At 53.6% G+C, this 26,172-nt stretch carries 15 protein-coding genes; 4 read left to right on the top strand and 11 right to left on the bottom strand.

Going from position 1 to position 26,172, the window contains the following annotated elements:
• Nucleotides 1-112 precede the first annotated feature (112 nt).
• The 9 genes from BLQ88_RS29410 to BLQ88_RS29370 all read right to left on the bottom strand — a co-directional run bounded on the left by BLQ88_RS29410 (nucleotide 113) and on the right by BLQ88_RS29370 (nucleotide 17,158).
• Nucleotides 113-934: an alpha/beta fold hydrolase gene (locus BLQ88_RS29410; protein WP_229212922.1), complete on the bottom strand. Its 822-nt coding sequence runs from the start codon at nucleotides 932-934 to the stop codon at nucleotides 113-115.
• Entirely contained in the window at nucleotides 925-1,224 is a 300-nt protein-coding gene (locus BLQ88_RS29405; protein WP_090156590.1) for an acyl carrier protein, read from the bottom strand. The genes BLQ88_RS29410 and BLQ88_RS29405 overlap by 10 nt, the downstream gene beginning before the upstream one ends.
• Entirely contained in the window at nucleotides 1,212-5,606 is a 4,395-nt protein-coding gene (locus BLQ88_RS29400) for a type I polyketide synthase (protein WP_090156589.1), read from the bottom strand. Before BLQ88_RS29400 ends, BLQ88_RS29405 begins: the two co-directional genes overlap by 13 nt.
• A gap of 32 nt (nucleotides 5,607-5,638) precedes the next feature.
• Entirely contained in the window at nucleotides 5,639-12,745 is a 7,107-nt protein-coding gene (locus BLQ88_RS29395) for a type I polyketide synthase (RefSeq protein WP_090156588.1), read from the bottom strand.
• Between the two features lie 329 nt (nucleotides 12,746-13,074).
• Nucleotides 13,075-14,070, bottom strand: coding sequence for a TolB family protein (locus BLQ88_RS29390; protein ID WP_229212921.1), 996 nt, complete (start codon nucleotides 14,068-14,070; stop codon nucleotides 13,075-13,077).
• A gap of 68 nt (nucleotides 14,071-14,138) precedes the next feature.
• The gene (locus BLQ88_RS29385) at nucleotides 14,139-14,849 is read right to left on the bottom strand and encodes a hypothetical protein (RefSeq protein ID WP_090156587.1); all 711 of its coding nucleotides are present in this window, start codon (nucleotides 14,847-14,849) and stop codon (nucleotides 14,139-14,141) included.
• 15 nt (nucleotides 14,850-14,864) lie between these two features.
• Complete coding sequence (locus tag BLQ88_RS29380) at nucleotides 14,865-15,113, bottom strand: hypothetical protein (protein WP_090156586.1); 249 nt, start codon at nucleotides 15,111-15,113, stop codon at nucleotides 14,865-14,867.
• Nucleotides 15,114-15,125: 12 nt separating this feature from the next.
• Nucleotides 15,126-15,899, bottom strand: a complete 774-nt coding sequence (xth, locus tag BLQ88_RS29375) for an exodeoxyribonuclease III (RefSeq protein WP_090156585.1) — start codon at nucleotides 15,897-15,899, stop codon at nucleotides 15,126-15,128.
• Between the two features lie 14 nt (nucleotides 15,900-15,913).
• Nucleotides 15,914-17,158 carry a sensor histidine kinase gene (locus BLQ88_RS29370; RefSeq protein WP_090156584.1) on the bottom strand — a complete coding sequence of 415 codons (1,245 nt, stop codon included), beginning with the start codon at nucleotides 17,156-17,158 and terminating at the stop codon, nucleotides 15,914-15,916.
• Between the two features lie 72 nt (nucleotides 17,159-17,230).
• On the opposite strand from BLQ88_RS29370, the gene BLQ88_RS29365 reads away from it, so the two are divergent.
• Nucleotides 17,231-17,434, top strand: a complete 204-nt coding sequence (locus BLQ88_RS29365) for a hypothetical protein (RefSeq protein ID WP_090156583.1) — start codon at nucleotides 17,231-17,233, stop codon at nucleotides 17,432-17,434.
• Here BLQ88_RS29365 and BLQ88_RS29360 read toward each other — a convergent pair.
• A complete protein-coding gene (locus BLQ88_RS29360; protein ID WP_090156582.1) occupies nucleotides 17,400-18,428 on the bottom strand; it encodes an ankyrin repeat domain-containing protein in 1,029 nt (342 codons plus the stop codon). The two genes, BLQ88_RS29365 and BLQ88_RS29360, sit on opposite strands and share 35 nt — an antisense overlap.
• 75 nt (nucleotides 18,429-18,503) lie before the next feature.
• A complete protein-coding gene (locus BLQ88_RS29355) occupies nucleotides 18,504-18,989 on the bottom strand; it encodes a DUF7678 domain-containing protein (RefSeq protein ID WP_090156581.1) in 486 nt (161 codons plus the stop codon).
• Nucleotides 18,990-19,451: 462 nt separating this feature from the next.
• On the opposite strand from BLQ88_RS29355, the gene BLQ88_RS29350 reads away from it, so the two are divergent.
• The 3 genes from BLQ88_RS29350 (at nucleotide 19,452) to BLQ88_RS29340 (ending at nucleotide 26,169) form a co-directional block, all read left to right on the top strand.
• On the top strand, nucleotides 19,452-22,580 hold the full coding sequence (locus BLQ88_RS29350; protein WP_090156580.1) for a SusC/RagA family TonB-linked outer membrane protein: 3,129 nt from the start codon (nucleotides 19,452-19,454) through the stop codon (nucleotides 22,578-22,580).
• 14 nt (nucleotides 22,581-22,594) lie between these two features.
• Nucleotides 22,595-24,343 carry a RagB/SusD family nutrient uptake outer membrane protein gene (locus BLQ88_RS29345; protein ID WP_090156579.1) on the top strand — a complete coding sequence of 583 codons (1,749 nt, stop codon included), beginning with the start codon at nucleotides 22,595-22,597 and terminating at the stop codon, nucleotides 24,341-24,343.
• A gap of 128 nt (nucleotides 24,344-24,471) precedes the next feature.
• On the top strand, nucleotides 24,472-26,169 hold the full coding sequence (locus BLQ88_RS29340) for a pectate lyase family protein (RefSeq protein ID WP_090156578.1): 1,698 nt from the start codon (nucleotides 24,472-24,474) through the stop codon (nucleotides 26,167-26,169).
• The last annotated feature ends 3 nt before the right edge of the window (nucleotides 26,170-26,172 follow it).

Raw genomic sequence — 26,172 nt, 5'->3', positions numbered from 1 at the left:
CTGTCGGGTTTAGCATCGTATCCCCGGACTAAAGTCCGGGGTTAGGGGAGAGGATCCAGCCCACTAAATCTATTGCCGTCGACTTCAGTCGACGGATTAAGGATTAATTAAGCTAATTGGAATGATTGATTGAATCTAAAATTGATTGATTGAATCTAAAATTGAGATTGTCAGCAAATTCCAGAAACTTTTCCAACTCCTTTCCTACAACCTCCGGCTGCTGCACAGGCACATTGTGATCGCCCGGTACGAGCACCAGCGTTGCATTCGGGATTCTCGAAGCCAGTGTCCGGCCGGAAGGTACGCAGTTGGATTCTTCTCCGTAGATCAACAGCGTCTCATGTTGGATCGCGGCTACCGCAGGATCATTGAAAAACTCCTTTTCTCCCTCCATATCCGACCGGATGGAAGTTTCATTGAACAAAAACTCGTACATCCGGTGGTTCTTCTCCAACTGCCGTTTACCTGCCAGCAGGCGTGTGGTATCGGCGAAGTTTTCAATATAATGGATCAAAAACTCCCTGCTGTAAGTATCGATGATCGTGAGCGTTTCCTGCTCGCTTGGGTCGGGGCCTTCGATGATTGCCAGCTTGTCTACTCGCTCCGGAAAGCGGGTTGCCATTTTCAATGCTACCAGTCCGCCGTAGCTGTAACCTGCCAGGTGCGCCTTTTCGATGCCGAGCGCGTCCATTAGTTCGCGGAGGTCGTTGGTCATCGACGTAAGGTCGTAGCCGGTTTGTACTTTTTCGCTCATGCCGTGCCCTTTCATATCGAACAGCACCACGCGGTAATGCTTCGCGAGCATGGGGGCAATGTTGAAATAGTACACGGCCAGGTTGCTGAACATCCCGTGCACCATGATGATCGTCTCTTCACCCCCGGGATTCAGTTCCTGCACGTGCAGGCGGACATTCGGTAGATCGATTACTGGCATTCCTGAATGTAATTGATGATGTTTTCGAGTTTCAGCTGGATGATTTCGTCCAGGTCCATATTCGATAGCCAGCCCGTGAAATCGATATTCGAGCCGAAATGGTTTTTGACTTTTTCCGAGAATGCGACGATCTCGATGCTGTCCATTTCCAGGTCTTTCGTAAATGAGCTGGCTGGTGTAATATCCATTTCCTCCACGAACTCTTCGCCGATCACCTCGGTGATGAATTGATGGAGTGTTTCAAAAATCTCCGCTTTGCTCAGCTTGCTTTCCTGTATCAGTTGGTCCATCCGATGATGTAATTAAAATGTTTGATAGTATTGATCCATGTATCCTGAATGCGCAATGCATCTTCCTTAATCTCGTCGATCTGATAGGCTTTCGGGTTGCCCATGAGCCCTTTTCCGAGCATTTTGCCGAATGCTTCCTTCGCTACCCAGCACCGCGTCATCCATTCGTCCTGGTCGCGGCCTGCGAGCAGGGCCAGTTCGGATGGCGTGAAAACGATCTCCGTAAAACCTGCGCTGCGGGGCTGTATTTCTTCGATATCGATCCCTACCGGACCTTTTTCGCTGGCAATCGCAACGGCTTCCAGGTTTTTATGTGCCAGCGAGATGTGGATTCCGCCGGTCATCGGGCCGTCGAGGAATGGCTTACCTACCTCATCGGAACGGATTTCGAACTCAATCGGGAAGTAAGCTTCCTTGCGATCGCGCAGCAGGAGCATACGCGTGGCGTCTTTGGCGGCTACCCGGCTGATCATCCATTCCTTCTTTTTGTTAGGCATTAACCCCCGCTGGTACCGTTTTTCAGGTTGGTTGAAATATCTTTTTAAAATAAAATCCCATGAAACAACGCGCTGATAGGCATTGCGGAAGAGGAACACCCCGGGCGCCACTTCATCCGACAGCACATTTTGCAACGGGGCCATCGACACGTTCCAGAGCTTGTTGTCGATTTCCAGACGGCGGTTTTGCCAGCCGCGGATGATGCACCACACCTTGCCGCCGCGTTTGAGGATGAAATCGGCGGTGGCGGTTTCGTCGGTGAGTTCGGTAAGGCGGCAGGTACATTCGAAAATGCCTGTTTGATCCTCCATTTCCTGATAAAACTCCACCTCGTTGATCTTCACCGGGAAAGCGATGCGGTCTTTGGTGAGCGTGAGTTGCAGCCAGAGACCAAAAAGCTGTCCCGCATTATCCAGCAGCGAACCCTTGCCCGCATCGCCGGAAATGAGACCGGTAATGCCATTTTGAGCTACGCTGATCACCTCCCGGATTCCCTGGTAAGCCGGGCCGTGGAACATATTTTCGCGGTAAATCTGCTCAGGCGTAATGCTGATGCCGAGCGATTCGCCGATGTCGTAGCCATTCGTTTCAGGAATACCGTTCGCTTCCGAAAGCAGAACTTCCGCATTGGCATATTTATCGAGATCCAGGTAAACGTGATCAGCACTTTTCCACTCGCCGGTCACGGTTTCGCGGAATGGCTCCACCACATTCATCCATTGAAAAACCTTGATAGCCATGATCTTTTGCACGCGCAGGCCGGGCGCCTGCTCGCGCGCGATGTCGCCGAAAACTTCGAAAATCATCGTCATCGGGATCACCGGGTCCATATCCTCCACACAATGCCAGTTGGGCTTTTGTTTGAGCAGCGAATGATCGATCAGCCACGGGCTGTTTTGGAGCGAAATATCGAGCTGCTTTTTGAAAGGCAACCGCGGGGTTCCAGGCCTCACCGGCTCTGGCTGATTCGCACCGGCAGGACGTGCCCCGGGCTGATGCATCCCCGGCTTATTAGCTCCTGCATAAGCGATATTCTGCGGCGGCTGGCTCGTATTTCTTACGCCAGGTGCCGCAAACGGCCGGTTTTTCACAAGCGCCGCGATTTCAGACTGTACCAGTGCGATTTCATCCAGGTTCGAGCTCAATGCGCGCATCACCGGACTCGCCACATCGTCCAGCGCCAGTTCTTTTTTGGGCTGATGGAATGTGATTTTCTTCAACGAATCGAGCTGCGTCACGAATGGGGAGCCGAGTTGGAGCTTCATCGGCTTGCGCGGAGCAGATTGCTGCGCTTCAATGCCCATGAATGCGAGGTCGATGTTTTTGCCCTCTACAAACAATGCGGCCATTACACGCTGCAATTGCTGCAAGCCACCGCGGGTCGGTACATTCGAGGCAATGGCGCTGTATGGCCGGCCTTTGAGCGTGTCATCCACAAAACCGACGAGGCCGCCCGAGCCTACCTGCACGAACATGCGCGCGCCTTGCGCGTGAAGCTTTTCAATAAGCTCGCGGAAGCGCACGGGTTTCACCAGGTGCTCCACGCTTAGCGAACGGATTTCGTCGAATGATTCTGGGTAAAGATCCAGCGTCGTGGCCGACCACAACGGAATGCCCGTTTGCTGGAATTCCATCGTTTCGAGCCCGTCCAGTATCCGGTCCAGCTTGTCCTTCACGAAGGGCGAATGGAAGCCGGACTGGAACGGGAGCTGCTGATGGAAGATCTGGTGTGTGCGTAAAATGGCCGAAAAGTCCTCGACCGCCTCGATGGTACCGCAGAGGATTACCTGCTGCGGGCAGTTGTCGATGGACAAGTAAATATCCTGCTTGCCTTCCAGCCACGGTTTCAGCTGGTCATAACCACAGCCTACGGCAAGGAATTTCGTGTTTTTTACCTCGAAAAGTTCCGGATTGAGCCGTGTGAGCAGCTGCAATACAGATGATTCCGAGGCTAATCCGGATGAGCGGCCGGCAAGCCATTCACCGAGGCTGTGGCCTGCATTCATATCGGGTTTTACACCGAGTATTTTAATGGCCGAATCCAGTATCCTGCTTTTTTCAAGCAGTCTCATCGCGGTATTGAATACCGTTTGCTCGTAGCCACTTTCCGTCGCTTCGAATCGTGGAAGTTTGAAATAATCCGCCACGGTATCGATCTCCCCGCCCGCCAGTCCGTCGAGTCCGGGGAAAAGGAATACGGTTTTGCCGCCGTTCGAGAGCAAGGGTTCATGGGTATACCAAATATCCTGCTTGTTTCGCCAGACATTGTTTTTGGTGACTATTTTAATGGCCCTGGCCATACGCTCCGGCGTAGGCTCGAAGATGGCGACGCGGTAGTTGCCGGAACCTGTTTCTTTCTCGCCGGTTTGCAATGCGGTCAGCAGCGCCTCGTGTGTGGGGCGTGCGAGCAGTAAAACTTCGTCGAGAACTGGGACATTTGAGGGGTTTTCTGCTACGCTAGCTGCATTAATCTTCGGACTTTTGTCCCAGCCTTCCAGGACAACGTGCGCATTGATACCGCCAAAGCCGAATGCATTCACACCCGCATAACGCGGTAAACCCGACTGCTGCCAGTCGGTAAGCTGTCTCACAGGCTCAAAACGCGTGTCCGCGAGCGCTTCCACCGGTTCCTCGCAATGCAGGGTAGGAGGCAGTTCGCCGTGGTACAATGCAAGCACGGTTTTAATAACTCCCGCAATACCCGCCGCCGGCATCGCATGCCCGATCATCGATTTTACTGAACCGATACCAGCTTTGGCACCCGCATTCCCGAATACCGTCGCCAGCGTTTCGAGCTCCGTTTTATCTCCCAATGGCGTGCCTGTACCGTGTGCTTCGAGGTAGCCGATCTGGTCGGTGCCGATGCCAGCCATTTCCCAGGCCTGGCGGATGGCTTTCACCTGTCCGTGCACAGTAGGGCTCATAACGCTCGCGCCCGCGCCGTCGCTCGATACGCCAACACCCTGGATTACAGCATATACGCGGTCGCCGTTGGCAATCGCGTCGGAAAGTTTTTTTAATACAATAAAACCACAGCCCTCACCGATGAGCAGGCCGTCGGCCCGCTGGTCGAACGGGCGGATCTGCTGGTTTCTCGACAATGCGCCCAACTGATGGAAAATACTCCAGAAAGGCGCATTCTGGCAGGCATGCACACCGCCGGCGATCATCATATCGGCCCGGCCGGAGTTCAATTCCTGCACGGCGTGGTCGATTGCAAGCAATGAACTTGCGCACGCGGCGTCCAGCGTGTAGGCGGTTCCGCCGAGGTCGAGGCGGTTGGCTACCAGCGAGGCCGTGAGATTGGGGATCAATCCCATGGCAGTATCGGCCGAAAAGCGGCCTTTTTGCTGCTGGAACTCGGCTTTTATTTTTTCAAGATCTTCGCTTTTGAGGTCGGGCAGAATGCTTTGCAGCACTTCTACGATCTGCTGCCCGGTACGCACGATTTCGATCGCGCGCGTCGCACCCGGACCGGTATAGTTGCCTTTGCCGATGATAATGCCTGTTTTGGCAAAATTGGCGCCATTGCTGAATGCGCGGGCGTCTACCAATGCTTTGTGGGCGAGGCTCAATGTCAGCAACTGCTCCGGCTCGGTACCTTCCACGGCCAACGGCAAAATGCCGAACTGGATCGGGTCGAACTCGGCGTAATCGTCGATAAACCCGCCGCGGCGACAGTAAAACCGGTCTACTGCGGATGAACCGGCTGCCGGTGATGCATGCCCGTTTTCTTGAAAAAACAGGCTTCCCATCCGGCTTTCCGGCACGGTTTCGATGGCGTCCACACCGTTGCGGATATTTTCCCAGAAGGCGGCCAGCTCGCCAGCCCCAGGGAAAATACCCGACATACCGATAATGGCTATATCTGCATTTCTTTTCATGATGGTCACAAGTTGTTCAATGCGTCGCGCTCCTATTCGGCCATGATCAGTACCTGGCTTTCGGTACCGTATTTCAGTTCATTGACAAATGTTTCCATCCCGTCGCCGAGCGGGATCAGCGGGATACCGCGGCGTTCGTATTCCCGTTCGAGCGAAGGCGAAACCATGCCGGTGCCCTTCCAGGGGCCCCAGTTAATGGCCGTTACCTTGCCTTTGATTTTCTTTTGAAGCTCCCAGGCATATTTGTCGAGCACGCTGTTGGCGGCTGCGTAGTCGGTTTGTCCGCGGCTGCCGTACACCGATGCCACGCTTGAAAACAGGGTTACAAACTGCACGTCGTCCCGCAAATGCTCCGCCAGCACGCGCAGCGGCGTCACTTTGGTCGACATCACCCGCTCGAACGATTCCGGTGTTTTCTGATGAAACAGCTTGTCTTCCAGCAAACCAGCGCCGTGGACGACGCCGTCGATCCTGCCATATTGGTTGTACAAACCCTCCACCATGGCGATCAACGCTTTTTCGTCGCGCAAATCCAGCGAATGGTAAGTTACCGTCGAGCCATTGGCTTCGAGTGCCGAAATGGTGCCCAGTATCTGGTTCGCTTTGTGTATTTCTTCCGTTTTCTTCTCGATCTCAGCCGGGGATTTGAACTCGCCCGATGCAATGAGGCGTTTGCGGATTTCTTCTTTGTTTTTCAACCCGGCCAGCGACTGGTCCGCCCGTGAGCGGGGATCGGCGGAGCGGCCCACGAGCACGTAGTTGCAGGGGTAATCTTTTGAAAACCGCACAATGAGCTCAGCAGTAATGCCTTGTGCGCCGCCGAGTGCGAGTATTACCGATTTTTTATCCAGATGAATGTCCGGATCGGCACCGGTTACAATTTCCGAACGGATCAGTTCCATGATCTGCCGCTTATCGCCTTCGTAAATCACCTCGCAGGGCTCATCGGTATGCAGGATTTCATTGAATGTGATCTCCGCAATTTTATCTGCCGGAAGCTGCGAGGTAAAGCTCACGAGGCGGCATTTCGTTTCGTCATATTCCTTATCAAGGCTTTTCAAAAGACCGGCATAGCCCTGGAAGTGGCGCAGCAGCTTCACATCGGTATCCTTTTCGATTGCGCTCTGCGTATCCGAGACGGTGTAAATCCATTTCACTTTGCTGAAATCCAGCTTTTTAATCAGCGAGAACGACTCGATAATGGTCGGTTTCAGGCGAGATGTGAAAATGTTGAGGATAATGAGGCCGTCGAAACCTTGCAGGGAGTCGTTAGGCGAGATAATGCTCACAATCGCGCCATTCCGCTCGAAAAGGGCTTTTACAGCGGCTGCTACTTCACCGGCATCGTCGGTCACCGCGAAGCGTTTGCCTTTCAGGACAGCCGGGTTGAGCGCCGGGATTGCCGACGGCGTCAGCTCGAAGCGGAGGCGCGATAATTTTTCGTTCAAAACAGCCTTTGTGGCAGGCGTAACATGCAGGCTTTCCGCTTTTTGAATGGAATCCTGCGCACCCGATAATGCTTCCGAAAGCCAGTCGATCAGCCCGTTCAACGTCTTGATGGACGCCAGTTTTTCAACCAGTTCTTCCCCGCGTTCCTGGTAAATCCGGATCAGTCCGTCGATGTTATTTTTGAGCTCTCCGATGATCTCCATGCGCTTGATGGAGTCGATGCTCAGGTCGGCTTCGAGGTCCATATCCATGCCGAGCATTTCCTGCGGATAGCCCGTTTTGGCACTCACAGCCTCCAAAAGCACCGATTTAATGCGGCTTTCCGACCATTCTTCGATGATACCGTCTTGCGTGACAGAGAGTTTGCTCAACGATACACCACCTGTCGGCATGGTTTCGGCCGTTGCAGGAGCAGCTTGCTGCTGATGTTCGGTAATCCAGTTGATCAGCAAATTCAATGTCTTGATTGCCGCCAGTTGCTCGATTACCGTTTCTTCGCTTTGCTGGCCGGCCTCAAAACCGCCCAGCTGCTTGCGCAACTCTCCGATGATCTCCATGCGCTTGATGGAATCGATGCTCAGGTCGGCTTCGAGGTCCATATCCATGCCGAGCATTTCCTGCGGATAGCCCGTTTTGTCGCTGATCACCTGCATCACCAACGCTTTCACATCGATCACCGGTTTCGCGGGAGCGGGTGCTGCCTGCGTGGGAGCTGTTTCGATCACGATCGGTACAGGTGACGGCGCATTGGCAGCCAATCCACCCAATGCAGGTTCATAAATTTCGATATTTCTCGACGGCGGCACCGATTGGCCGAGATAGCCCAGTACCACGTCGCGCTGTGCCTGGATGAGGTATTTTACACTATTGAGATACTCGTGAACGACCCTTTCGGCCTCCGTACCTGCTACCGGCATTCCTGCCGCGGGCTGCTGGAATGCGGCCAGTTTCAACGGCTCGGTTACCGGCAATGCGCCGTGCTCAGGCAGCTTGCCGTTCAGTGGAAGCGCCATCTGGCCGTCTACAAGCCAGGTAGTGAGGCTTTTGCGGTATTGTTCCGGCTTGTCGAGGTCGAGCAAGCGGGCGTCGCGGTCTTCGAATAGTTTGTTAAAATCGATATTTCTGCCCGTGGCTACGTAGCCGGCGAGCGTGTGCAGGAGCTGCGTAATGCCGCGCATCGCTACGCCCGTCTGGTCTTTGTCTTCGGTGTTAAGGCAAATTTCATCCTTGCCCAAAATCGATTTGGTAAGGCCTGTAAGTACTTTTCCGGGTCCTACTTCAATGAAAATCCGGGCGCCATCCTCATACATTTGAGCCACTTCTTCCGAGAAACGTACCGGTCGCACGAGGTGGTCGGCCAGGCGTTCCTTGATCGCTTCCGGCGAAGCAGGGTAGGGAGCCGCGGTGGTGTTAGACCACACGGTCAATGCAGGTTCACTAAACTGAACATCCTTTAATGCATTGGTATACAGTTCTTTCGAGCCTGCCAGCAGCGGGCTGTGGAATGCACAGGCCACTTCCAGCTGGCGGAAGGAAATTTTCAGTTCGGTCAGTTTCGTGGTCAGTTCGGCGATCGCGGGCGTCGTGCCTGCGAGCACCCACTGGCGTGGCGAGTTGTGGTTGACCGGGTAAATGTGGTTGATTTCCGAAACAATGCGTGTCAGCTCGTCTTCCGGGCAGTTGACGGCCACCATCGCGCCGTTATCGTCTTCGATGGCGTCGAGAATGGATTTGGCGCGTTTTTCACTCAGCGGCACCAACTGGCTGCCTTCAAACACACCTGCAAAACATAATGCAGGCAGTTCTCCATAGCTGTGCCCGGCAACCATATCCGGTTGTATGCCAAAATCTTTGAGCAGTTCCGCGATCGCCAGGTCGACCACGCCCAGCAGGGGTTGAGCAAGCCGGGTATCCTTGATTTTCTCCTTCTGAATGCGGGCCGATTGCTCATCGAACGCGGCATCCGGGAAGATGATCTGCTGGTATGCGGGATGTTTTTTCAGCAACTTCCGCATGGCAGGGAACGCCACGAACAGATCCCGCGCCATATCCACGCGCTGGCTGCCCTGCCCGGGGAACATGAATGCGACTTTGCCGTCGATGTTTTTTGTAAAATAAATGCCTTTCGTTTCCGAACCGGATGGCGCGAAGGTCTCCTTCGTGCCCGAATATGTAGCCAAGCTCAGCTTGGCAAGAGACAGCGCCACATTCAACTTCGCACGAGCATCCTCATGATTCTCCGCCACGATACAAACCTGCACCGCCTTTTCATTATACAAATTCAAGCTATTCGCCACATCCCGCAGCGAAACCGACTCATTTTCCAGAATATCGTGCGCAGCCTTCAAAAGCTTCTCCGTTTCCGCAAGCGTCTCCCCACGGAAAACCAGCAGCTCGGCAGGCCATGCCTTCACCGACTTCCGCGGCTTTTTCGCAGAAGCATTCTCGATCACCGCATGAAAATTAGTCCCTCCGAACCCGAATGCGCTGATACCCGCCACGCGACGATCGTCTGTCCAAAGCGCTGGTTTGGTCTGGAATGCAAACGGGCTGGTTTCAGGATTATAGTATGCGTTGGGTGTTTTGAGATTAATGGTCGGCGGTTTGATACCGTGGTACACCGCCAGCGCAGCCTTCATGAGGCCTGCGAGACCGGCGGCGCATTTGGTATGGCCGATCTGCGTTTTTACAGAGCCTAAATGCGTCTGGCTGGCCAATGCGCCTGAGGCGAGCATCATCTCGGTCAATGCGCTGAGCTCGGTTTTGTCGCCTACCACCGTTCCCGTTCCGTGCGCTTCCACGAGTCCGAGCTCGGCCGGCGAGATACCCGCCTGATCGTAAGCGCGTTCCAATGCTTTCACCTGGCCCGATTTGCGGGGCGCGGTGAGGCCCAGGCTCTTACCATCGCTCGAACCGCCTACACCTTTGATGACCGCGTAAATCGTATCGCCATCGCGCAATGCGTCCTCCTCGCGTTTCAGTACCACCATCGCGACGCCCTCGCCCAATGCGATACCATCTGCTTCGGAGTCGAACGTAGCACAGCGGCCTTTGCGTGAGAGCGCATGAGTGCTGGAAAACATCAGGTAATCGTTGATACCATTGTGCAGGTCCGCACCGCCGGCGAGGACCATTTCGGAGCGGCCCAATATCAGTTCCTGGCAGGCGAGGTCTATTGCCGCCAGCGACGAGGCGCAAGCCGCGTCGACTGTGTAATTCCGTCCGCCAAGGTTCAGGCGGTTGGTAATGCGGCCTGAGATCACGTTCGCCAGCACGCCGGGGAACGAATCTTCGGTCAGTTTAGGCAATGCGTTGTCGAGTTCCTTCGGTATTTCTCCAAAAAATTGGGTGAAAAGCGATCGGAAACCGTAGTTGTTGGCCAGATCGTTACCGCCTTCCGCACCGATGATCACCGACACGTTATCGCGGTTTGTATCTGCGCCATAACCTGCGTTTTCGAGCGCCTGCTTCGCTACGAGCAAGCTCAGCAGCTGGGTAGGGTCGATAGCCGCCAGCGATTGCGGCGGAATGCCGAACTCAACCGGGTCAAAATCTATTTTTGGGATAAAACCACCCCATTTCGAATGCGACTTGCTGCCGTCGGAAACGGTAGGATCGTAATACAATGCCTTGTTCCAGCGCGCGTCGGGTACTTCTGTCACCCAGTCCTTGCCAGCCAGGATATTGCCCCAGAACTCTTCGATATTGCGTGCGCCGGGGTAAATGCAGGCCATCCCGACGATCGCGACATTTAATGCCTTTTTCTTTCTTCTCGGCGCTTTCGGCAGTTTTGCCTGGCCGATATATGCGTAATTTCCAGTTGCGACGTCCTCGTGCAACTCGTTCATCGTCATGATCTTATCGAGCATAGAGGCTGCCTGGCCGATCATATACATGCCGCGGCTCATTTGCTCTTCTTCCCCGATTTCCACCAGGTCATCAGCCTGCCGCTCGATTCCCTTGGCGGCAATGCGCAGGCGGCCGACATTCAGTTTTTCAAGTTCTGCCCAAATCTCCTTTTTATCCAGACCAGCCTCTTCCATTCTCGCTTTCTCCGCATTGAAATCTGCCGCGAAAGGCGATTCCAGGCAGCGTGTTTCGTGGCCGGGAGCGGTTTCGAGGAGCACGGTTTCGGTATGTTCCAACGCCTGTGCCTGGAATTGCGGCAAAATGGCGCCGGTCGCAACAGCCTCCTGCGTGTACAGGTAAGCCGTACCCATCAAAACACCGACTTTCACGCCCCGGGCGGCCAATGGAGCCGTCATCACGGAGATCATCGCCGTGGAAAACGCGTCGTGGATTCCTCCCGCGAAAAACACTTCCAGTTGTTCGGTCTGTTCTTCCTGTAAAAGCCGGTTGATCTGTTTTTCCCAAAGCACAAAACTCGAAAGCGGCCCCACATGGCCACCGCATTCCCGGCCTTCGAAAATAAATCTTTTGGCCCCTTCTTTCAGGAACATATCGAGCAATGGCGCCGATGGTACGTGCAGGAATGTCTTGATACCCAGCTTTTCCAGCGGTTTGGCCTGCGACGGTCGCCCGCCTGCGATGAGTACCACGGGTGGTTTTTCCTCGGTAATGTAGCGGAGTTGTTCCTCGCGCAACTCAGCATCGGCAAAGCCGAGAATACCTACGCCCCACGGCTTGTCGCCGGCGAGCGCGCGCGTTTCGCGGATCAGGTTAAGAGCCTTTTCGCCTTTCAGGAGCGATAATGCCACAAACGGCAATGCGCCTGCATCGGCCACGGCTGCGGCAAATGCAGGCACATCGCTGACGCGCGTCATAGGACCTTGTGCAATGGGGTAGTGTGTGCCGAGCGCCTGCGCAAGCGTGTTGTGGGCAGCGAGCGGATTAAGGTTTTTGGCTTGCCGCAAATGGCCGTACATGGCCTCCTTGAAGGCGAAAACGAGCCGCGGAAGCTTCTTATATTGTTTGACAAGGTCGGTAGCGATGGCAATTTCCTGTCCCATCGGAATGTAGCCTTGGTCGAGATCGGGCGTGTGCAGGAATGCTTGCAGGTCCCCGCGTGTGGGTTGCGCAGGTAATGCGGGCGAGTTGGGCCGCACGAGCACGCGGAAGCCGTCGATGACGCGGGTTTCGTTGCCGTTCAGTTTTTCGGTAATGTTTTTGAGTGCAGCCGGTGCCGAGCATTCGGGAAATGGCAGTAACTGGCTGTCGAGTACCACGCCGCGGCCGCCCATTGCGGTCACCGCCGCTGCATTATGAACGCCGATTCCACCTTGGACCCAAACCGGAATGTCGCTAACCTCCCTCATTATACGTTGAAACAGGATGAAGGACGAATCGTTGCCTACCAGCCCGGCGCCTTCGTTGCCTTTGGCAATGAGGCCCATCGCACCGGCCGCTTTGGCCGCTGTGGCCTCGGCTACGCTGCGAACCTGGCAGATGATTTGAATGGAAGTTAACGGGTTAGGAAAAGTCAGGCCATACGGTAGGATTGCTAAGGTAACTTGTTCAGGTAAAGGGATAGTCAGCGAAGTGTTGTCGGAGTAGCATACACCAAAAGGCTTTTTACTTTTGGCAGCCATTTTCTCCAAGGCTTTCGTAGCGGTTTGTTGATCTCTTCCGAGGTGGATTACTGGGAATGCTCCGGCTTCCGATAGCGCCAATGCCAGGGTCACATCCGGCCGCTCCATCGGGCCGATGCCGATAATTTCCAGGTTTTTCATAACGTAGTTCTTTTTAGTAAGTCTCTATAAATCAGCTCAGTTTGTAGGTGTTAGCTGGCGGGGTCAGGAGAATTACGGATGGTTTCAACTGATATCGTCCGGTTCATGGCGAAATATACGTAAATTATAATACGAGAAATTACTTCTAATGTTAAATTGAAATTTTACTACAAGAAATCGTCACTGGTGTGGTATTTATTTGTGAAATAATTTCAACATTTTAACTATGCTGATAGACAGCCGGATAACTATGAAAAAAGCCGCCCCCGCTACCAAAACGGCAGCACAGACGGCTTTTTGAAAATGGACGATCGAAAATATGTCTTCTATTAGTGATTTTTGAGACCGGTCATGTAGAGGTCGTAACCTCCTTTTCCACCCGGGCGGTCGGAAGAGAAGATCATCAGCCAGTAGTTGAAATTCGACAAGCTGGGGAGAATAGGGCGGTACTCGTTATGCGGAGTGTTGATCCGAGGCCCGGCATTGATCGGCGTCGACCATTTGCCGTCGTTGTATTGGGAATAATAAATGTCCTCGCCGCCCTGCCCGCCCGGGCGATCGGATACGAAAACCATCATATCTTGCTGAATGTATGGGCATTTGTCGTTGTACGGCCCCGAAACTTCCTCGACTTTACGCAGCTCGTATCTGGGTGGTGCTACGAGACTTTCGATAGTAATGCTATCTCTCTCCTCACGCGGGATTTTTACTTCGTAAATATCAAAATTTCCGTCGCGGTCGGAGCAAAAATAGAGGCGGTCGCCAGCCCGGGAAAAGGAAGGGTAGGCATCGTTCGCAGGGGAATTAAGGTATTTAACGGGCTCGGGTGCCGAACTGCCCCGTTTAGTATATTTGATATCCATTTTCCCGGAGGAATCGTCGGCGTAGAAAAGGAACAGGTCGTCCTGGGTGCCGTAGTTCACAAAGTCGTCACGCAGCGACAGGAATTTTGGCCCATACACATTGAAATTTCCGTTGACCTTATTGATCATCGGTACGGCGTTGCTGTAAATGTCCGGATATCTAATCCCGCCCGACGGTGTTCTGCCTTTTTTCAGACGGAGACTCTTATCATAATCCATATGGACCTGCATATGCACTAGATTGAGCACATCTTTTCGCTCCCGTCTCGACGAAAACACCAATTCAATATCACCGTACCGGTTTTGAGGAAGATCGGAATTGTAGTCGTCATACTCCGAATTGATCTCTTCCAGATTCACGACATCATTCAGAAACTTCCCATCCTTCCTGTCGGGATCGAGGCCTGGTGGCCAGCAACTGAATACCAGAAACAGGACGATCACGGGCAGGAGCTTTTTCATAACACGCGTTAGTTTAGACTTTGTAAACGCTGAGACACAAAACGCATTCAAAACGTTGCGGTTGGATACTATTTCGATAAACTATCGCAATAGGAAAGCAGCCGTATCAAATCCTCTTCTTTGCCGAAATCGACGGGGTTTTCTCTCAGGTATTGATCGATCTGCTTTTTGTCAGCGGGGTAGAGCTTTTTGATGCTTCCGGCCGTGGGCATGTAAAAGCGGTTGTTCATATCGATCAGGTAATGCGCTGTGCGGTAAGTAAATACACCTTCCGCATTCACATTGAGTTTTTTGGTCGTCGCTGCCTGATCGCTCGAATAGGAACGGTAAGTTGTGACGGACGATGCCGTGTAGGAAATGCCGTAGGGCCCACCTTTTTCCGTACCGATCCTCGCCAGTACCTCGCGCCTGCCGAGAATCGCGCGGTCAAACTTGCTTATGATCTCGCAGTACCCGAGGCGTTTATCGAACCGGAAGGATTTGTCGCCGATCGAGATGTTTTTCAGGAGCGCCTGGTCGATGATTTCCAGGGTATCCAGCCTGGCATCTACGAAAAGGATATGCCCGCCTATATAGTTGTAATTGAGGCGCGCCTGGGATGTGCGGCCATCGATAAACTCCACTTTGCCCGGGGTAAACTGGGCGAACCGGTAACGATCGGCATAGGGAATGACCTTGTCGGGATATTCGCCAGCCTTTACCTTAAAGACTTTCTTTTCCTGTGAAAACGCAAAATAGGGGCACGCGGCCAGCAAAATCAGGAGGATTCGGGTTGTCATGCAGGGTTTGGTGTTTTAGGTAAAACTAATGAATGCCAGGTAGGCAATGATGATGACGGGAAAGCCGCTCACTGTAAGCGCCCAGCCCGTATGCCCCGCGCCGATCAGGAAGTAGGCGCCTGCAACGCATGCGATAAGCGCTAGTATCGGTAGAAAGACCATCCCTTTTCCAGCCGAGTCCTGCCCGCTGCTGAAAAGCGAGAAAAAGAGAAAAAGCGCCGCCGCGGCATCGATAAGCATGCATCCGTAAATGATTGTCTTCATAAGCAGATATAGTTAGTCTTTCAATTCAATCCATACGGGTGCGTGATCGCTCGTCTTCTCCCACCCGCGCACCTGCTTGTCCACACCCGCCGCTACGAGCCTGGGCGCGAGTTGCGGGCTGAGCAGGAAATGGTCGATACGGAGGCCGGCATTGCGGGCGAATGCATTGCGGAAGTAATCCCAGAAAGTGTAAATCTTCTCATCGGGATACAATGTACGCAGCGCGTCGGTCCAGCCCTGGGCGGTTAGTTTGGCAAATGCGGCCCGGGTTTCGGGGCGGAAAAGTGCGTCGTCGACCCAGCTTTCGGGTTTGTAAACGTCCATCTCAGTGGGCATTACATTGAAATCGCCGGTGAGCAGCACAGGTTTATCAGCCGCAAGGAGCCCTTCCGCGTGGGTAATGAGGCGGTCGAACCAGCGGAGTTTGTAATCGAATTTAGGCCCGGGTGCAGGATTACCGTTCGGGAGGTACAAGCCGCCGATCGTCAGCCCATTGATTTCCGCTTCGATATAGCGGCTGTGGGCGTCTTCCGGGTCGCCGGGGAGAATGCGGCGGATTTCACGGGGAAGGTCGCCGCGCGAGAGGATTGCCACGCCGTTCCAGCTTTTTTGTCCATGCCAGATGGCTTTATAACCCGCATCGAGAATGGCCTGCTCGGGAAATTTCTCCTGCGGAGCCTTCAATTCCTGCAAACAAACGATATCCGGCGCAGTTTCGCCCAGCCAGCGCAGCAGTACAGGCAGCCGGCCATTTACGCCATTGACATTATAAGTCGCTATTTTCATTTTACGAAGCAGTTTTAATAAGGTAATGGCAAGGTAATGACAAATGTCGTGCCCTTGCCGGGGTTGGCCTCGGCTTTGATGATGCCCTTATGGTTCCGCACGATTTTGCGGCAATAGGCAAGGCCTACGCCTTCGCCCTGCCGGAACGAGCCGGTAGGAAGGCGGGCGAAAATGTCGAACACTTTTTCGAGCTGCGAATCTTCTATTCCCATACCATTGTCCTCGACCCTGATCTCCGCATAAGCCATTTGAAGCGGCTCCGGCAGCAGGTCATCGATTTCGTGCAGCGCCAGCTCTCGGCTGGAAATGCGGATACGCGGCGGGTTTTCATGGCCTGCAAATTTGACCGCATTGTCGAGCAACTGGAAAAATAGCTGCTCCATCTGCTCGGGCACGGCCACGACCGTCGGCAGGCGCTCGGTTTCCACGATAATGTTCCGCCGCTCGATCTGCGACATGAGCTGTGTGGTAACGTCGGCCACTACATGGTCGAGTTGCACGGAGGCAAATGCGTTGTTGCCGTTCAATCCCGAAAAGTCGGACAAATCCTTGATCATCATCGAAAACTGCTGCGCGCTGCTGCGGATCTTCACTGCAAGTTCCCTGGCCTTTTCCGCCTCATAGCGATCGGTCGCATTCACAAGCATATCGCTGAAAACGCGGAGTTTACGGAGCGGTTCCTGCAAATTATGGCTCGAAATATGACGGTATTGCCTGTTTTCATCATCCGACACGAGCAATTGCGCGGCCAGGTCGTGCATGGCCGTGCGGGTACGTTCCATGAGCGAAAGGCTGTCGAGGTGGAAAGCCAGCAGCTCGGCGAAAAGGTGGAACATGCCGATCACGCGCGGGTTCTGCAACTGGTTGGGCCTGGGGTCGATGGCGCAGAGCGTCCCGAAAAACTCGCCGCTTTTTAATGTAATGGGCAGCGAAATGTAGCTTTTGAAACCGTACATCCTGGGCGTGGGATGCCCGCTGTAAATTTCGTTTTCATCCACATGATCGATCACCACGGCCTGGCCGCTGTCGCGGATCTCGTTGCAGATTGTAGTGCCTATTTCCAGTTCTCCACCCGGTTTGAGCCCGAACCCGATTTCGTCCTGCACGCTGCAAGCGATCCAGCGTTCTTCCGTCACCCGCGCCACGGCCGCAAAGCCCATACCCGTTGAGCGACAGATCACTTCCAGCACAGTTTTGACAATAGGTATCTGGTTTACCTTTTCAACATCGGCAAATAAAAAGTCGTCCGGTTGTACCATATTTTCAATGCAGATAGCAGGTGGATTAGTAAATTTAGGTGCCGGGTTCCGGATAACCTAAACTTGCTCCTCATGAAAGTTTTCTTTCTTTCCCTGCTTATTGCCGTCGCGGCTTATCTGATAGCGGCTGTGGGCGGTTACTATTTAATTACAAAATTATCCTCCAACTCGCACGACAAGTCGATGGAAGCCAGTATGACGGGCGCCTTTGTATTCGGCCCCATCGCGGCAATTATCGCATTTATTGTAGCGTATCTGTCGCTACGGGCACATTAAGCCGTTTGGCCAGCGCAGCCAGGTCATCGGGAAGGGGATTTTGTCGTGAAGTGTAATCCTGTACTTTATAACCTACCAGCTTCGTCACATTCCATCCGCTGGGCGTGTTAAAGCCAGTATCGGCACCGCGGTCGAGGAGCAGGTTGCATAGCGTCCAGAGCTCCCGCTGGGCTGCACTCAGCAAGATAGAGGTCGGTATCGTACGTTCGTCGAATTGTGGGACGTGGGCATTTGGATCTGCTCCATGTTCGAGGAGCATTTGTACCCGCTGCAATTCCTCCGCAGCGTCCGACTTATAGGTATAGCCGTTGGTTACCGCCATGTAAAGAACAGGCATGCCGTGATCGGCTTCCCTTGCGTTGGGATCGGCGCCATTGTCAAGGAACCATTTCAATAGTTTCGGATCAAAATTGAGTACCCGAAGGTGCGTGGGCGTGTGTGCCTTGTCGCCGTTGTCGATTTTTGCCCCGTTTTTGAGAAGGACCTCGAAACATGCTATAAGTTTCGCTGGATCGGCATCAAAGCTCTGTTTAACGGCAAAATCGAACAAGGTCAGATTTTCCCGCCCAGTATTATTGAGATCGGGTACGGGCAGTTTCATGTCTGCGTCCAGCTTCGCAATGTCGAGCGCCGCGATGTCGGCTGCCAGTCTGCGACGGGCGTCGTCTTTGAAATAGTAGGAGCCATTGGCCTCGGCAACGTTCTGGCGATCCCAGATGCCCTCCCGCACGCTTTTAACGATCGGGGACGCTATGAGCATCAGCACGCCCCCGACTACGGGGAAGACGCACACCACCAGCACCAAAATATGCGTAAACTTGAACGGTAGAAGGTTAATACCTGCCAGGATGAACAGCGGAATAAACAGCATCATCAGGTAACCGCTTGCCATGCGGTCGCTGGACGAGCCGGCACTGGCAAAGAGCATCATGACAAGAAGAATAGCAGTATAAAGGCCCAGAAGGCACCAGCTCGCGAGTATGATTGTTTTCATGCCGCGAAATTAGCGAGTCGCTGCACCACATAGTGATTTGTAAATCAGCTTCTTATTTAGTGGTACGGCGCGGCATTACTGGTGACTGGCGATGAATTCGTCGAGCAATGCCTTCACGGGATGGTAGTACACTTCGGCGCGGCGGCTCGGGCGGATGTCCCAGCCGCGGTCGTAATTGACGATGCATGCGCCGATGAAGTTGTTTGTCGCTTTCCGTATCGCCGGGTCCCAGATCGACAGTTTCGAAATGCGGCTTTTTTCCATCGCCGTTTTGGCGGGTGTTTTGAGGATCAACGCCGAAAACTCGTATTGGTTCACCGTTCCCGAAAGCCACACGGCGCCTTCGATCTGCGGATCGTTGCTTTGATCTTTTACTTTCGTACGGATCTGGGCCTGGCTTTTCACGGGCACGTCCGTCTTTTTGCTTTTCAAATAGGCGTCGATGGCGCGCATAGCATGCTCCGCCGGGTCGACCCCGTCGAACTCGCTGAGTTCGTATAGTTTTTTGATCTGAAAATCAGTAAGTTGTATGTGTTTTCGATAGACTTTTTGCTTCACCATATCCCTTCTAAGTAGCGCACATTCAAACATACACAGCTTCCGGGACGGATTCAATGGCTTGCGTGCTTTTTGTGCCCTGGGGATAGAAATTTGGATTTATACCGATTCTTGATAAGGCTTCCGCACAGCAAATACGGCTTCCGGCTCTTTTCAAACCATTGCGATTGGATAGCAATGGTTTGGCTAGTGTATTTGAATAGTGCAATATATACTTCGATTGTTTTTTAATTTTTAACCAAAAGTAAATAATCGTAAATGTGTCGATTTTACACTAACTTGCCTTTGAGTCGAAGTTCTACTACCCACTGCAAACGTTCCCGGTATCGTGTGCAGAAATAAATCTGGCAAAATGTTTGGCTGAAATACAGGGCTTAAATAGACTTGATCGTGGTTTCAATTGGACTTTATCAATGAAAACCGGCGAATGTCTTGAAATAGTTATATTCTAAATGACTCAATTACATGAGAAAACCACTTCTACTCATCTTCACACTGCTGCTGGCGGCTTTGGCTGCACAGGCGCAGAACCGCGTACTGAAAGGTGTTGTGATCGATGGCGTTTCGAAGGAACCGATGCCAGGAGTTTCGATCCTGATCTCGGGGACTAATGCGGGAACGGCTACCGATGTCGAGGGAAAATTTGCATTGAATGTGCCGGAAAGCGGCGCGAAGGTGATTATCAGCTATGTCGGGTTTGTGAAACAGGAGATCGAAGTCGCCAACCGCGGCTCGCTCACGGTGGTGCTCGAACCGGATGTGAAAGCATTGGAAGATGTGGTGGTGGTAGGTTATGGTGAGCAAAAACGCTCGCACCTCACCGGCGCCGTGGCGACGGTCAGAATGAAGGACGTGGAAGAGCTGCCTGTGGGCGATATTTCTTCCGCATTGGTCGGCAAATTGCCGGGTGTCAATGTTTCGGGCGGTACTGCACGGCCGGGTACGCCTGCGTCTATTGTGATCCGTAACCCTACGAAAGCTTCGAAAGATGGCGGCAGCAACTCGCCGCTTTACATTATCGACGACGTGATCCGCTCCGAAGCTGATTTCCAGCTGCTGGACGCTTCGGAGATCGAAAACTTGTCGGTATTGAAAGACGGCGCGGCGGCTGTGTACGGTGCCCGCGCGGCATTGGGGGTAATAGTAGTGCGTACCAAACGTGGAAAAGCAGGCAAGCCGACGGTTAGCTACACAGCCACCGCGGGTGTTTCGGATGCTGCCTATAAATCTAAAATGATGAACGGCGTGCAACTGGCGACCTATCTGAACGATTTCAACCGTAGCCGCGGCCTCGCACCGAACGATCCGGAATACTACTCGCCCGACGAGCTCGATTATTTCCGGAATAACAACTATAACTGGTTCGATATGGCCTGGAAGCCGTCGTTCAACACCCGCCACGCGGTGAATATCAGCGGCGGTACCGAACGTGCGACTTTCTTCGCGGGCGCTACCTATTTCACCCAGAATGGTAATGTGGATAATATCAGCTACAAGAAATGGAATTTCCGCGCGAGCACGGACGTGAACGTGACGAAGCACATCAAGGTAGGCCTCGGCGTAAGCGGTAACCTGTCCGATAACAAGCTGTTTTACCTCAAACAAGGCGGTGAAAACGTAGAAAAAGACGTGACCAACCTGCTCAACACGCCGCAATTCATCCCACCTTACGTGGATGGCCTGCCGGTGTTGCTTCCGGGCGGCTCGAATGCGAGCGGCTTCCACTTCTTCGAGGCACAAAAACTGAACAACTACACCCGCGCCCGCAACGTGGTGCTGAACGTGAATGCGTACCTGGAATACAATATGCCGTTTTTGCCGGGCCTGAAACTCCGTACCGTGTACAACCGGAACCTCGGCAACGACTGGGGCAAGCAGTTCGGTACGTATTATAAGACCTATGGTTTCTCGATGCTGGGCGAAAACAAGCACATTTTCGGCGGCACGCCCAATGCACCTACGCGCCTTAACAACGGCGACCGCCTGCGTTTCAACCCCGGCTACACCGACGGTTACCAGCTGAACTTCAATCTGAGCTATGCCCGCGATTTCGGGCGGCATTCAGTGAGCGCGCTGGCGCTGGTGGAGCAATCGGAGATTTATACCGAAAGCATTGCTACGATGAAGGAAGGTATTTTTGAAGGGGGTAACGATTACCTGATGTCGGCTTTCGGTGCCAAAGACATTGGTCCCAATGCGGCGAACGAGAGCGGTATCCTTTCTTACGTGGGCCGTTTAAACTACTCTTTCGCCGACCGCTACCTGTTCGAGGTTTCATTCCGACGCGATGCTTCCACGAAATTCGCGCCTGAGTACCGTTGGGGCACATTCCCACAGCTTTCGGCAGGGTGGGTGCTGTCCGAAGAGCGCCTTTTCCGTGAAAAACTATCTTTTATCAATAACCTGAAACTGCGTGCGTCGATCGGCTTCCTGGGCGGTGACCGTACCGCCGCCTGGCAATGGCTGCAACGCTACACCCCGCAGGCTTCGAACGGCGCGGTGTTCGGCGGCAACAGCGACCGCACGGTGGGTATCAAACTCGAAAAACTGCCTAACTACTACGGCCGTTGGGACGATGTGACCAAAAAGAACGTCGGTATCGACGCTTCGTTCCTGAACAACCGCCTTTCGACGACCATCGATGCGTACCACGACCATGGCTACAATCTCCTGACGACGCTCGCTTCGTCGGTTCCGCTCACGATCGGTTCGGTCATGCCGGCTGAGAACTATGAAACGGTGAACTCGTTCGGTCTTGAATTTGCGACCGGTTGGAGCGACCGCATCGGCAAGAACATCGATTACAACATCGGCGCATTCCTCGCTTGGAGCGATAACAAGAACGTTTTCGTGGACGTGGCCGCCACCAACCGCGGCAGCTGGCTCGACCCGACCGGTCGTTCGAGCGACCGCGGCTTGCAGGGCTACCGGTACCTGGGCATGTTCCGCTCGCAGGAAGAGGTGGACCGCTATCTCGAAAAGAACCCCGATTACACCATTATGGGTTACGTGCCGAAGCCGGGAATGCTTTATTACCAGGATATCCGCGGCCCGCGCCAGACCGACGGTACCTACGCCGCGCCGGATGGCAAGATCACCGAGGATGACCAGGAGTTCCTTACCAGAAAGGAGAACAATCATTACACATTCGGTCTGTCGTTTGGTTTCGGGTTCAAAGGCTTCAAGGTGGATGTCGTGACGGCCGGTTCTTTCGGCGGGCAGGGCATTGTGGATGGCGACGCGCGCAAGAAAGCGGCGAAAGACGTTTCCCGCCCCGTCTTCTGGGCCGATCATTACACACCCGAAAATTCGAATGCGAAATATCCGGACCCTTACTGGGAGGAAACCTACTCGATGGTGTCGTCATTCTGGTTCCGCAATGCATTTGCATTCAATATGCGTAGCCTCAATGTGTCGTACCAGCTGGGCCAGAATGTGGCTAAAAGGCTGGGGATCACTTCTGCCAAAATCATCGGTGTGGGGCTAAACCCGATCACTTTCTTCAATCCGTACGACTACAAGGCAGCTTCGGGCGCCTATAATGTATACCCGCAAATGCGCACGTGGTCATTGGGATTAAACCTTACACTTTAAAAATCGGTACAGCGATGAAAAAGCATTGGATTATAGCGGCACTTCTCGGCATTGCATTGACCGGCTGCGAAAATATACTCGACAAAACAGACCTTTCCGCTTTCAATGAGGAGCAGGTGTTCAACGATACGCTGCTCGCAAAGGGCTACGTGGATTATGTGTATGACCAAAACCTGCCCACCTGGCCCACCGGCGATTTCCTGAAATGCACCGACGAGATCGGCGGCGAAAGCCGGTTTTTCGAAGGTACTGTGCAGGTGAATACCGTGCAGGATTTCGGGATCGGCGTGAATGCGACGAATAATTATGGTAAAATCCGCTCGATCAACCAGTTTCTGGCCAAGCTACCGGGCGGCGGTTTGAGTGAGGATGTCAAAAACCGGCTGATGGCGCAGGTAACGTTCTTCCGCGCATTTCGCTACTGGGACCTGGTGCAGCTTTACGGCGGCGTGCCGATAGTGCTCGAACCGCTCGAAGGCGTAGGCGAGGAGGCCAAGGAGGAAGCGGCCATTCCGCGCAACAGCACTTCCGAAAGCATTGCGTTGATCGTGAAGGACCTGGATTTTAGCATTGCCAACCTGCCCGCGCGGTGGGGTAATACCAATGATTGGGGCCGCATTACGAGCGGCGCCGCGGCGGGTTTCAAAGGCCGCATTCTGCTGCATTACGCCAGTCCGCAGCATAACCCCAACGACCTTCCCGAACGCTGGCAGGCGGCTTATGATGCCAACAAAAAGGCGATTGAAGTGCTGTCGGCCAATGGTTTCCGGCTGCACAACAGTTTCAGCGATCTGTGGTTCCAGGAGGCGAATAACCCCGAGGCGGTTTGGGTAACCTGCTATAACAACAAAGTAGGTGACCAGATCAACAAGAATATGACCTGGGACAACAATACAAGGCCTTCTTACCTCGGTACCGCGGGCGGTTCCAACCAGCCTACCTGGGAGGTTGTGCAGGCATTCCCGATGAAAAGCGGCAAGAATATCGAGGAAAAAGGCTCGGGCTACGACGCGCAGCTTTTCTACAAAAACCGCGACCCGCGTTTTAATCAGACCATCGCATTCAATGGTGCTACCTGGCAGATCAACGGCAATCCGAACTACCGGTTATGGACTTATTTTGTAAACAATAAAACCGTGGAGCAGAAAGCCACTTCCACCGGATTCTACGTCCGTAAGGCCATCGACCCGAACCTCGCGCCAGGAGCCGTTGCCAATGCCGGTACCGACTGGATCGAAATGCGGTATGCCGAGGTAATGCTCAATTTTGCGGAAGCGGCCTGCGGTGTGAACAAGTTGGACGAGGCCTACACGCAGCTGACCGAGCTCCGGAAGCGCGCAGGTATCGAGTCGGGTGCGGATGGTTTTTACGGTCTGAACCCGAAAATGACCCGCGCGGAAATGTTCGAAGCCATTTTACGCGAACGACAAGTAGAGCTGGCATTCGAAGGGAAGCGTTTCTACGACCTGCGCCGCTGGAAGAAATTTGAAACCGTACTGAACGGCAAAAGCCGCAACGGGGTGACGATCAACCTGAAAGCGTCCGCTCCCGAAGACTTCGCCACGCGCCGCGACGGTATGAACCTGGATTCGGTTTACAAAAATTACATGGAAATCGTACCTAAAAAGCTCGATACCAAATACCTCGTAAACTGGTTGCCCGAATACTACTTTTTCGCGCTCCCACAACAGGCATTAACGAATAACCCACGGCTCGAACAAAACATTGGCTGGCCATCCGGCACATTCGACCCGTTGAAATGACGTAAAACACCGATCTACAAATATTGCGGTGCGCTGCACCTTCACAGGATAGGCGCAGAGCGCCGTAATATTTGTAGAACACGATAATCAAATCAAACCATGGTGCAGCGCACCACAATATTTGTAATATGATATCCATTCCTAAACATTCCATTAATTTGGCCCTGGCCGGCCTTTTATTAGGTACAACCGCATTCGCGCAATACCCGAAAATCCCGTCCGCAGCCAAAAAAACAAGCGATTCGCTCCTCGCGGAGGCCGAGCGCAAGTCGGAGATCGCGTGGCAGAAAGCATTGCCGATCATTGAAGCGGAAGCTAAAAAGGGTAAGCCCTACATTCCCTGGGCAGCGCGTCCGGTGGATCTGCCGCAGTCCGACATTCCCGCATTTCCGGGTGCCGAGGGCGGTGGCGCATTCAGTTTTGGTGGCCGCGGAGGGCAGGTTTATGTGGTGAAGAGTTTGGCGGACAGCGGTCCGGGTACTTTGCGCGATGCCTGTGAGCAGGGCGGTGCCCGCATTATCGTGTTCAATGTGGCGGGGATTATCCGGCTGAAAACGCCGCTCATTATCCGTGCGCCTTACATTACTATCGCGGGCCAGACCGCGCCGGGCGACGGTGTTTGTGTGGCGGGCGAAAGCGTGTGGATCAACACGCACGATGTCGTGATCCGGCATATGCGTTTCCGCCGGGGCGAGACTTTCGTAGGCCGTCGGGATGATTCCATCGGCGGCAACCCGATCGGCAACATTATGATCGACCACGTGTCGGCGAGCTGGGGATTGGACGAGAATATGTCGATGTACCGCCATATGTACAACGACAGCACCGGGGCGCAGGAGCAGAAACTCCCGACCGTGAACATTACCATTCAGAATTCCATTTTCTCCGAAACACTGGATACCTGGAACCACGCATTCGGCAGCACGTTGGGCGGTGAGAACTGCACGTTCATGCGTAATCTCTGGGCTAACAATGCGGGTCGTAACCCGTCTATCGGCTGGTTTGGGATATTCAATTTCGTGAACAATGTCGTGTTCAACTGGGTGCACCGCTCCATCGACGGCGGCGACTACCGGGCGATGTACAACATTATGAACAACTACTTCAAACCGGGCCCCGAAACACCGAAAGATTCGCCGATCGGCTACCGTATTTTGAAGCCGGAAGCGGGCCGCAGCAAGCTGAAATACCAGGTTTACGGCCGTGCTTACGTGAATGGCAACATCATGGAGGGCAACGACAAAGTCACTAAAAACAACTGGGCCGGTGGTGTGCAGGTGGAAGACCATGCGGATGCGGGCAAATACACCGACAATATCAGATGGCACGAGCCGCTTCCGATGCCGACGTTCCCTATCATGAGCGCGAAAGAGTCGTTCGATTACGTGATCGCGAATGCAGGTGCCACGCTCCCGCGCCGCGATCCCGTGGATGCACGCGTGACCACACAGGTACGTACAGGGAAGATCAATCCGATCGATGGCGTAAAATTGCCGGAGAAACAGTTTGAGCACCGCCGCCTGCCGATCGATTCGTACAAAAACGGCATTATCACCGACATTTCGCAGGTAGGAGGTTACCCCGAGTACAAAGGCACGCCTTACCAGGATTCCGACGACGACGGTATGCCGAACGACTGGGAAGTTAAATACGGTTTGAACCCGAAAGACGCATCGGATGCCCGCAAAGACATGAGCGGCGACGGTTATTCCAATATCGAAAAATTCATCAACGGCATCGATCCGAAGAAGAAAATGGATTGGAAAAACCCTAAAAATAACCACGATACCCTGGCTTCGCTGAAAGGCGCACCGGGTCAAAAGTAGTAT

The sequence above is a fragment of the Dyadobacter soli genome (assembly GCF_900101885.1).
Classification (GTDB): Bacteria; Bacteroidota; Bacteroidia; order Cytophagales; family Spirosomataceae; genus Dyadobacter; species Dyadobacter soli.
The sequence above is the reverse complement of the archived record's forward strand: the minus strand, read 5'-3'. Positions and strand labels throughout refer to the sequence as shown.

Excerpts from the sequence above, each read along its gene's own strand:
- BLQ88_RS29350 (WP_090156580.1), top strand. The coding sequence starts at position 19,452 with ATGAGAAAACCACTTCTACTCATCTTCACACTGCTGCTGGCGGCTTTG.
- BLQ88_RS29380 (WP_090156586.1), bottom strand. The coding sequence starts at position 15,113 with ATGAAGACAATCATTTACGGATGCATGCTTATCGATGCCGCGGCGGCG.
- BLQ88_RS29390 (WP_229212921.1), bottom strand. The coding sequence starts at position 14,070 with ATGAAAAAGCTCCTGCCCGTGATCGTCCTGTTTCTGGTATTCAGTTGC.
- BLQ88_RS29405 (WP_090156590.1), bottom strand. The coding sequence starts at position 1,224 with ATGGACCAACTGATACAGGAAAGCAAGCTGAGCAAAGCGGAGATTTTT.
- BLQ88_RS29355 (WP_090156581.1), bottom strand. The coding sequence starts at position 18,989 with ATGGTGAAGCAAAAAGTCTATCGAAAACACATACAACTTACTGATTTT.
- BLQ88_RS29395 (WP_090156588.1), bottom strand. The coding sequence starts at position 12,745 with ATGAAAAACCTGGAAATTATCGGCATCGGCCCGATGGAGCGGCCGGAT.
- BLQ88_RS29370 (WP_090156584.1), bottom strand. The coding sequence starts at position 17,158 with ATGGTACAACCGGACGACTTTTTATTTGCCGATGTTGAAAAGGTAAAC.
- BLQ88_RS29410 (WP_229212922.1), bottom strand. The coding sequence starts at position 934 with ATGCCAGTAATCGATCTACCGAATGTCCGCCTGCACGTGCAGGAACTG.
- BLQ88_RS29340 (WP_090156578.1), top strand. The coding sequence starts at position 24,472 with ATGATATCCATTCCTAAACATTCCATTAATTTGGCCCTGGCCGGCCTT.
- BLQ88_RS29400 (WP_090156589.1), bottom strand. The coding sequence starts at position 5,606 with ATGAAAAGAAATGCAGATATAGCCATTATCGGTATGTCGGGTATTTTC.
- xth (WP_090156585.1), bottom strand. The coding sequence starts at position 15,899 with ATGAAAATAGCGACTTATAATGTCAATGGCGTAAATGGCCGGCTGCCT.
- BLQ88_RS29360 (WP_090156582.1), bottom strand. The coding sequence starts at position 18,428 with ATGAAAACAATCATACTCGCGAGCTGGTGCCTTCTGGGCCTTTATACT.
- BLQ88_RS29365 (WP_090156583.1), top strand. The coding sequence starts at position 17,231 with ATGAAAGTTTTCTTTCTTTCCCTGCTTATTGCCGTCGCGGCTTATCTG.
- BLQ88_RS29345 (WP_090156579.1), top strand. The coding sequence starts at position 22,595 with ATGAAAAAGCATTGGATTATAGCGGCACTTCTCGGCATTGCATTGACC.
- BLQ88_RS29385 (WP_090156587.1), bottom strand. The coding sequence starts at position 14,849 with ATGACAACCCGAATCCTCCTGATTTTGCTGGCCGCGTGCCCCTATTTT.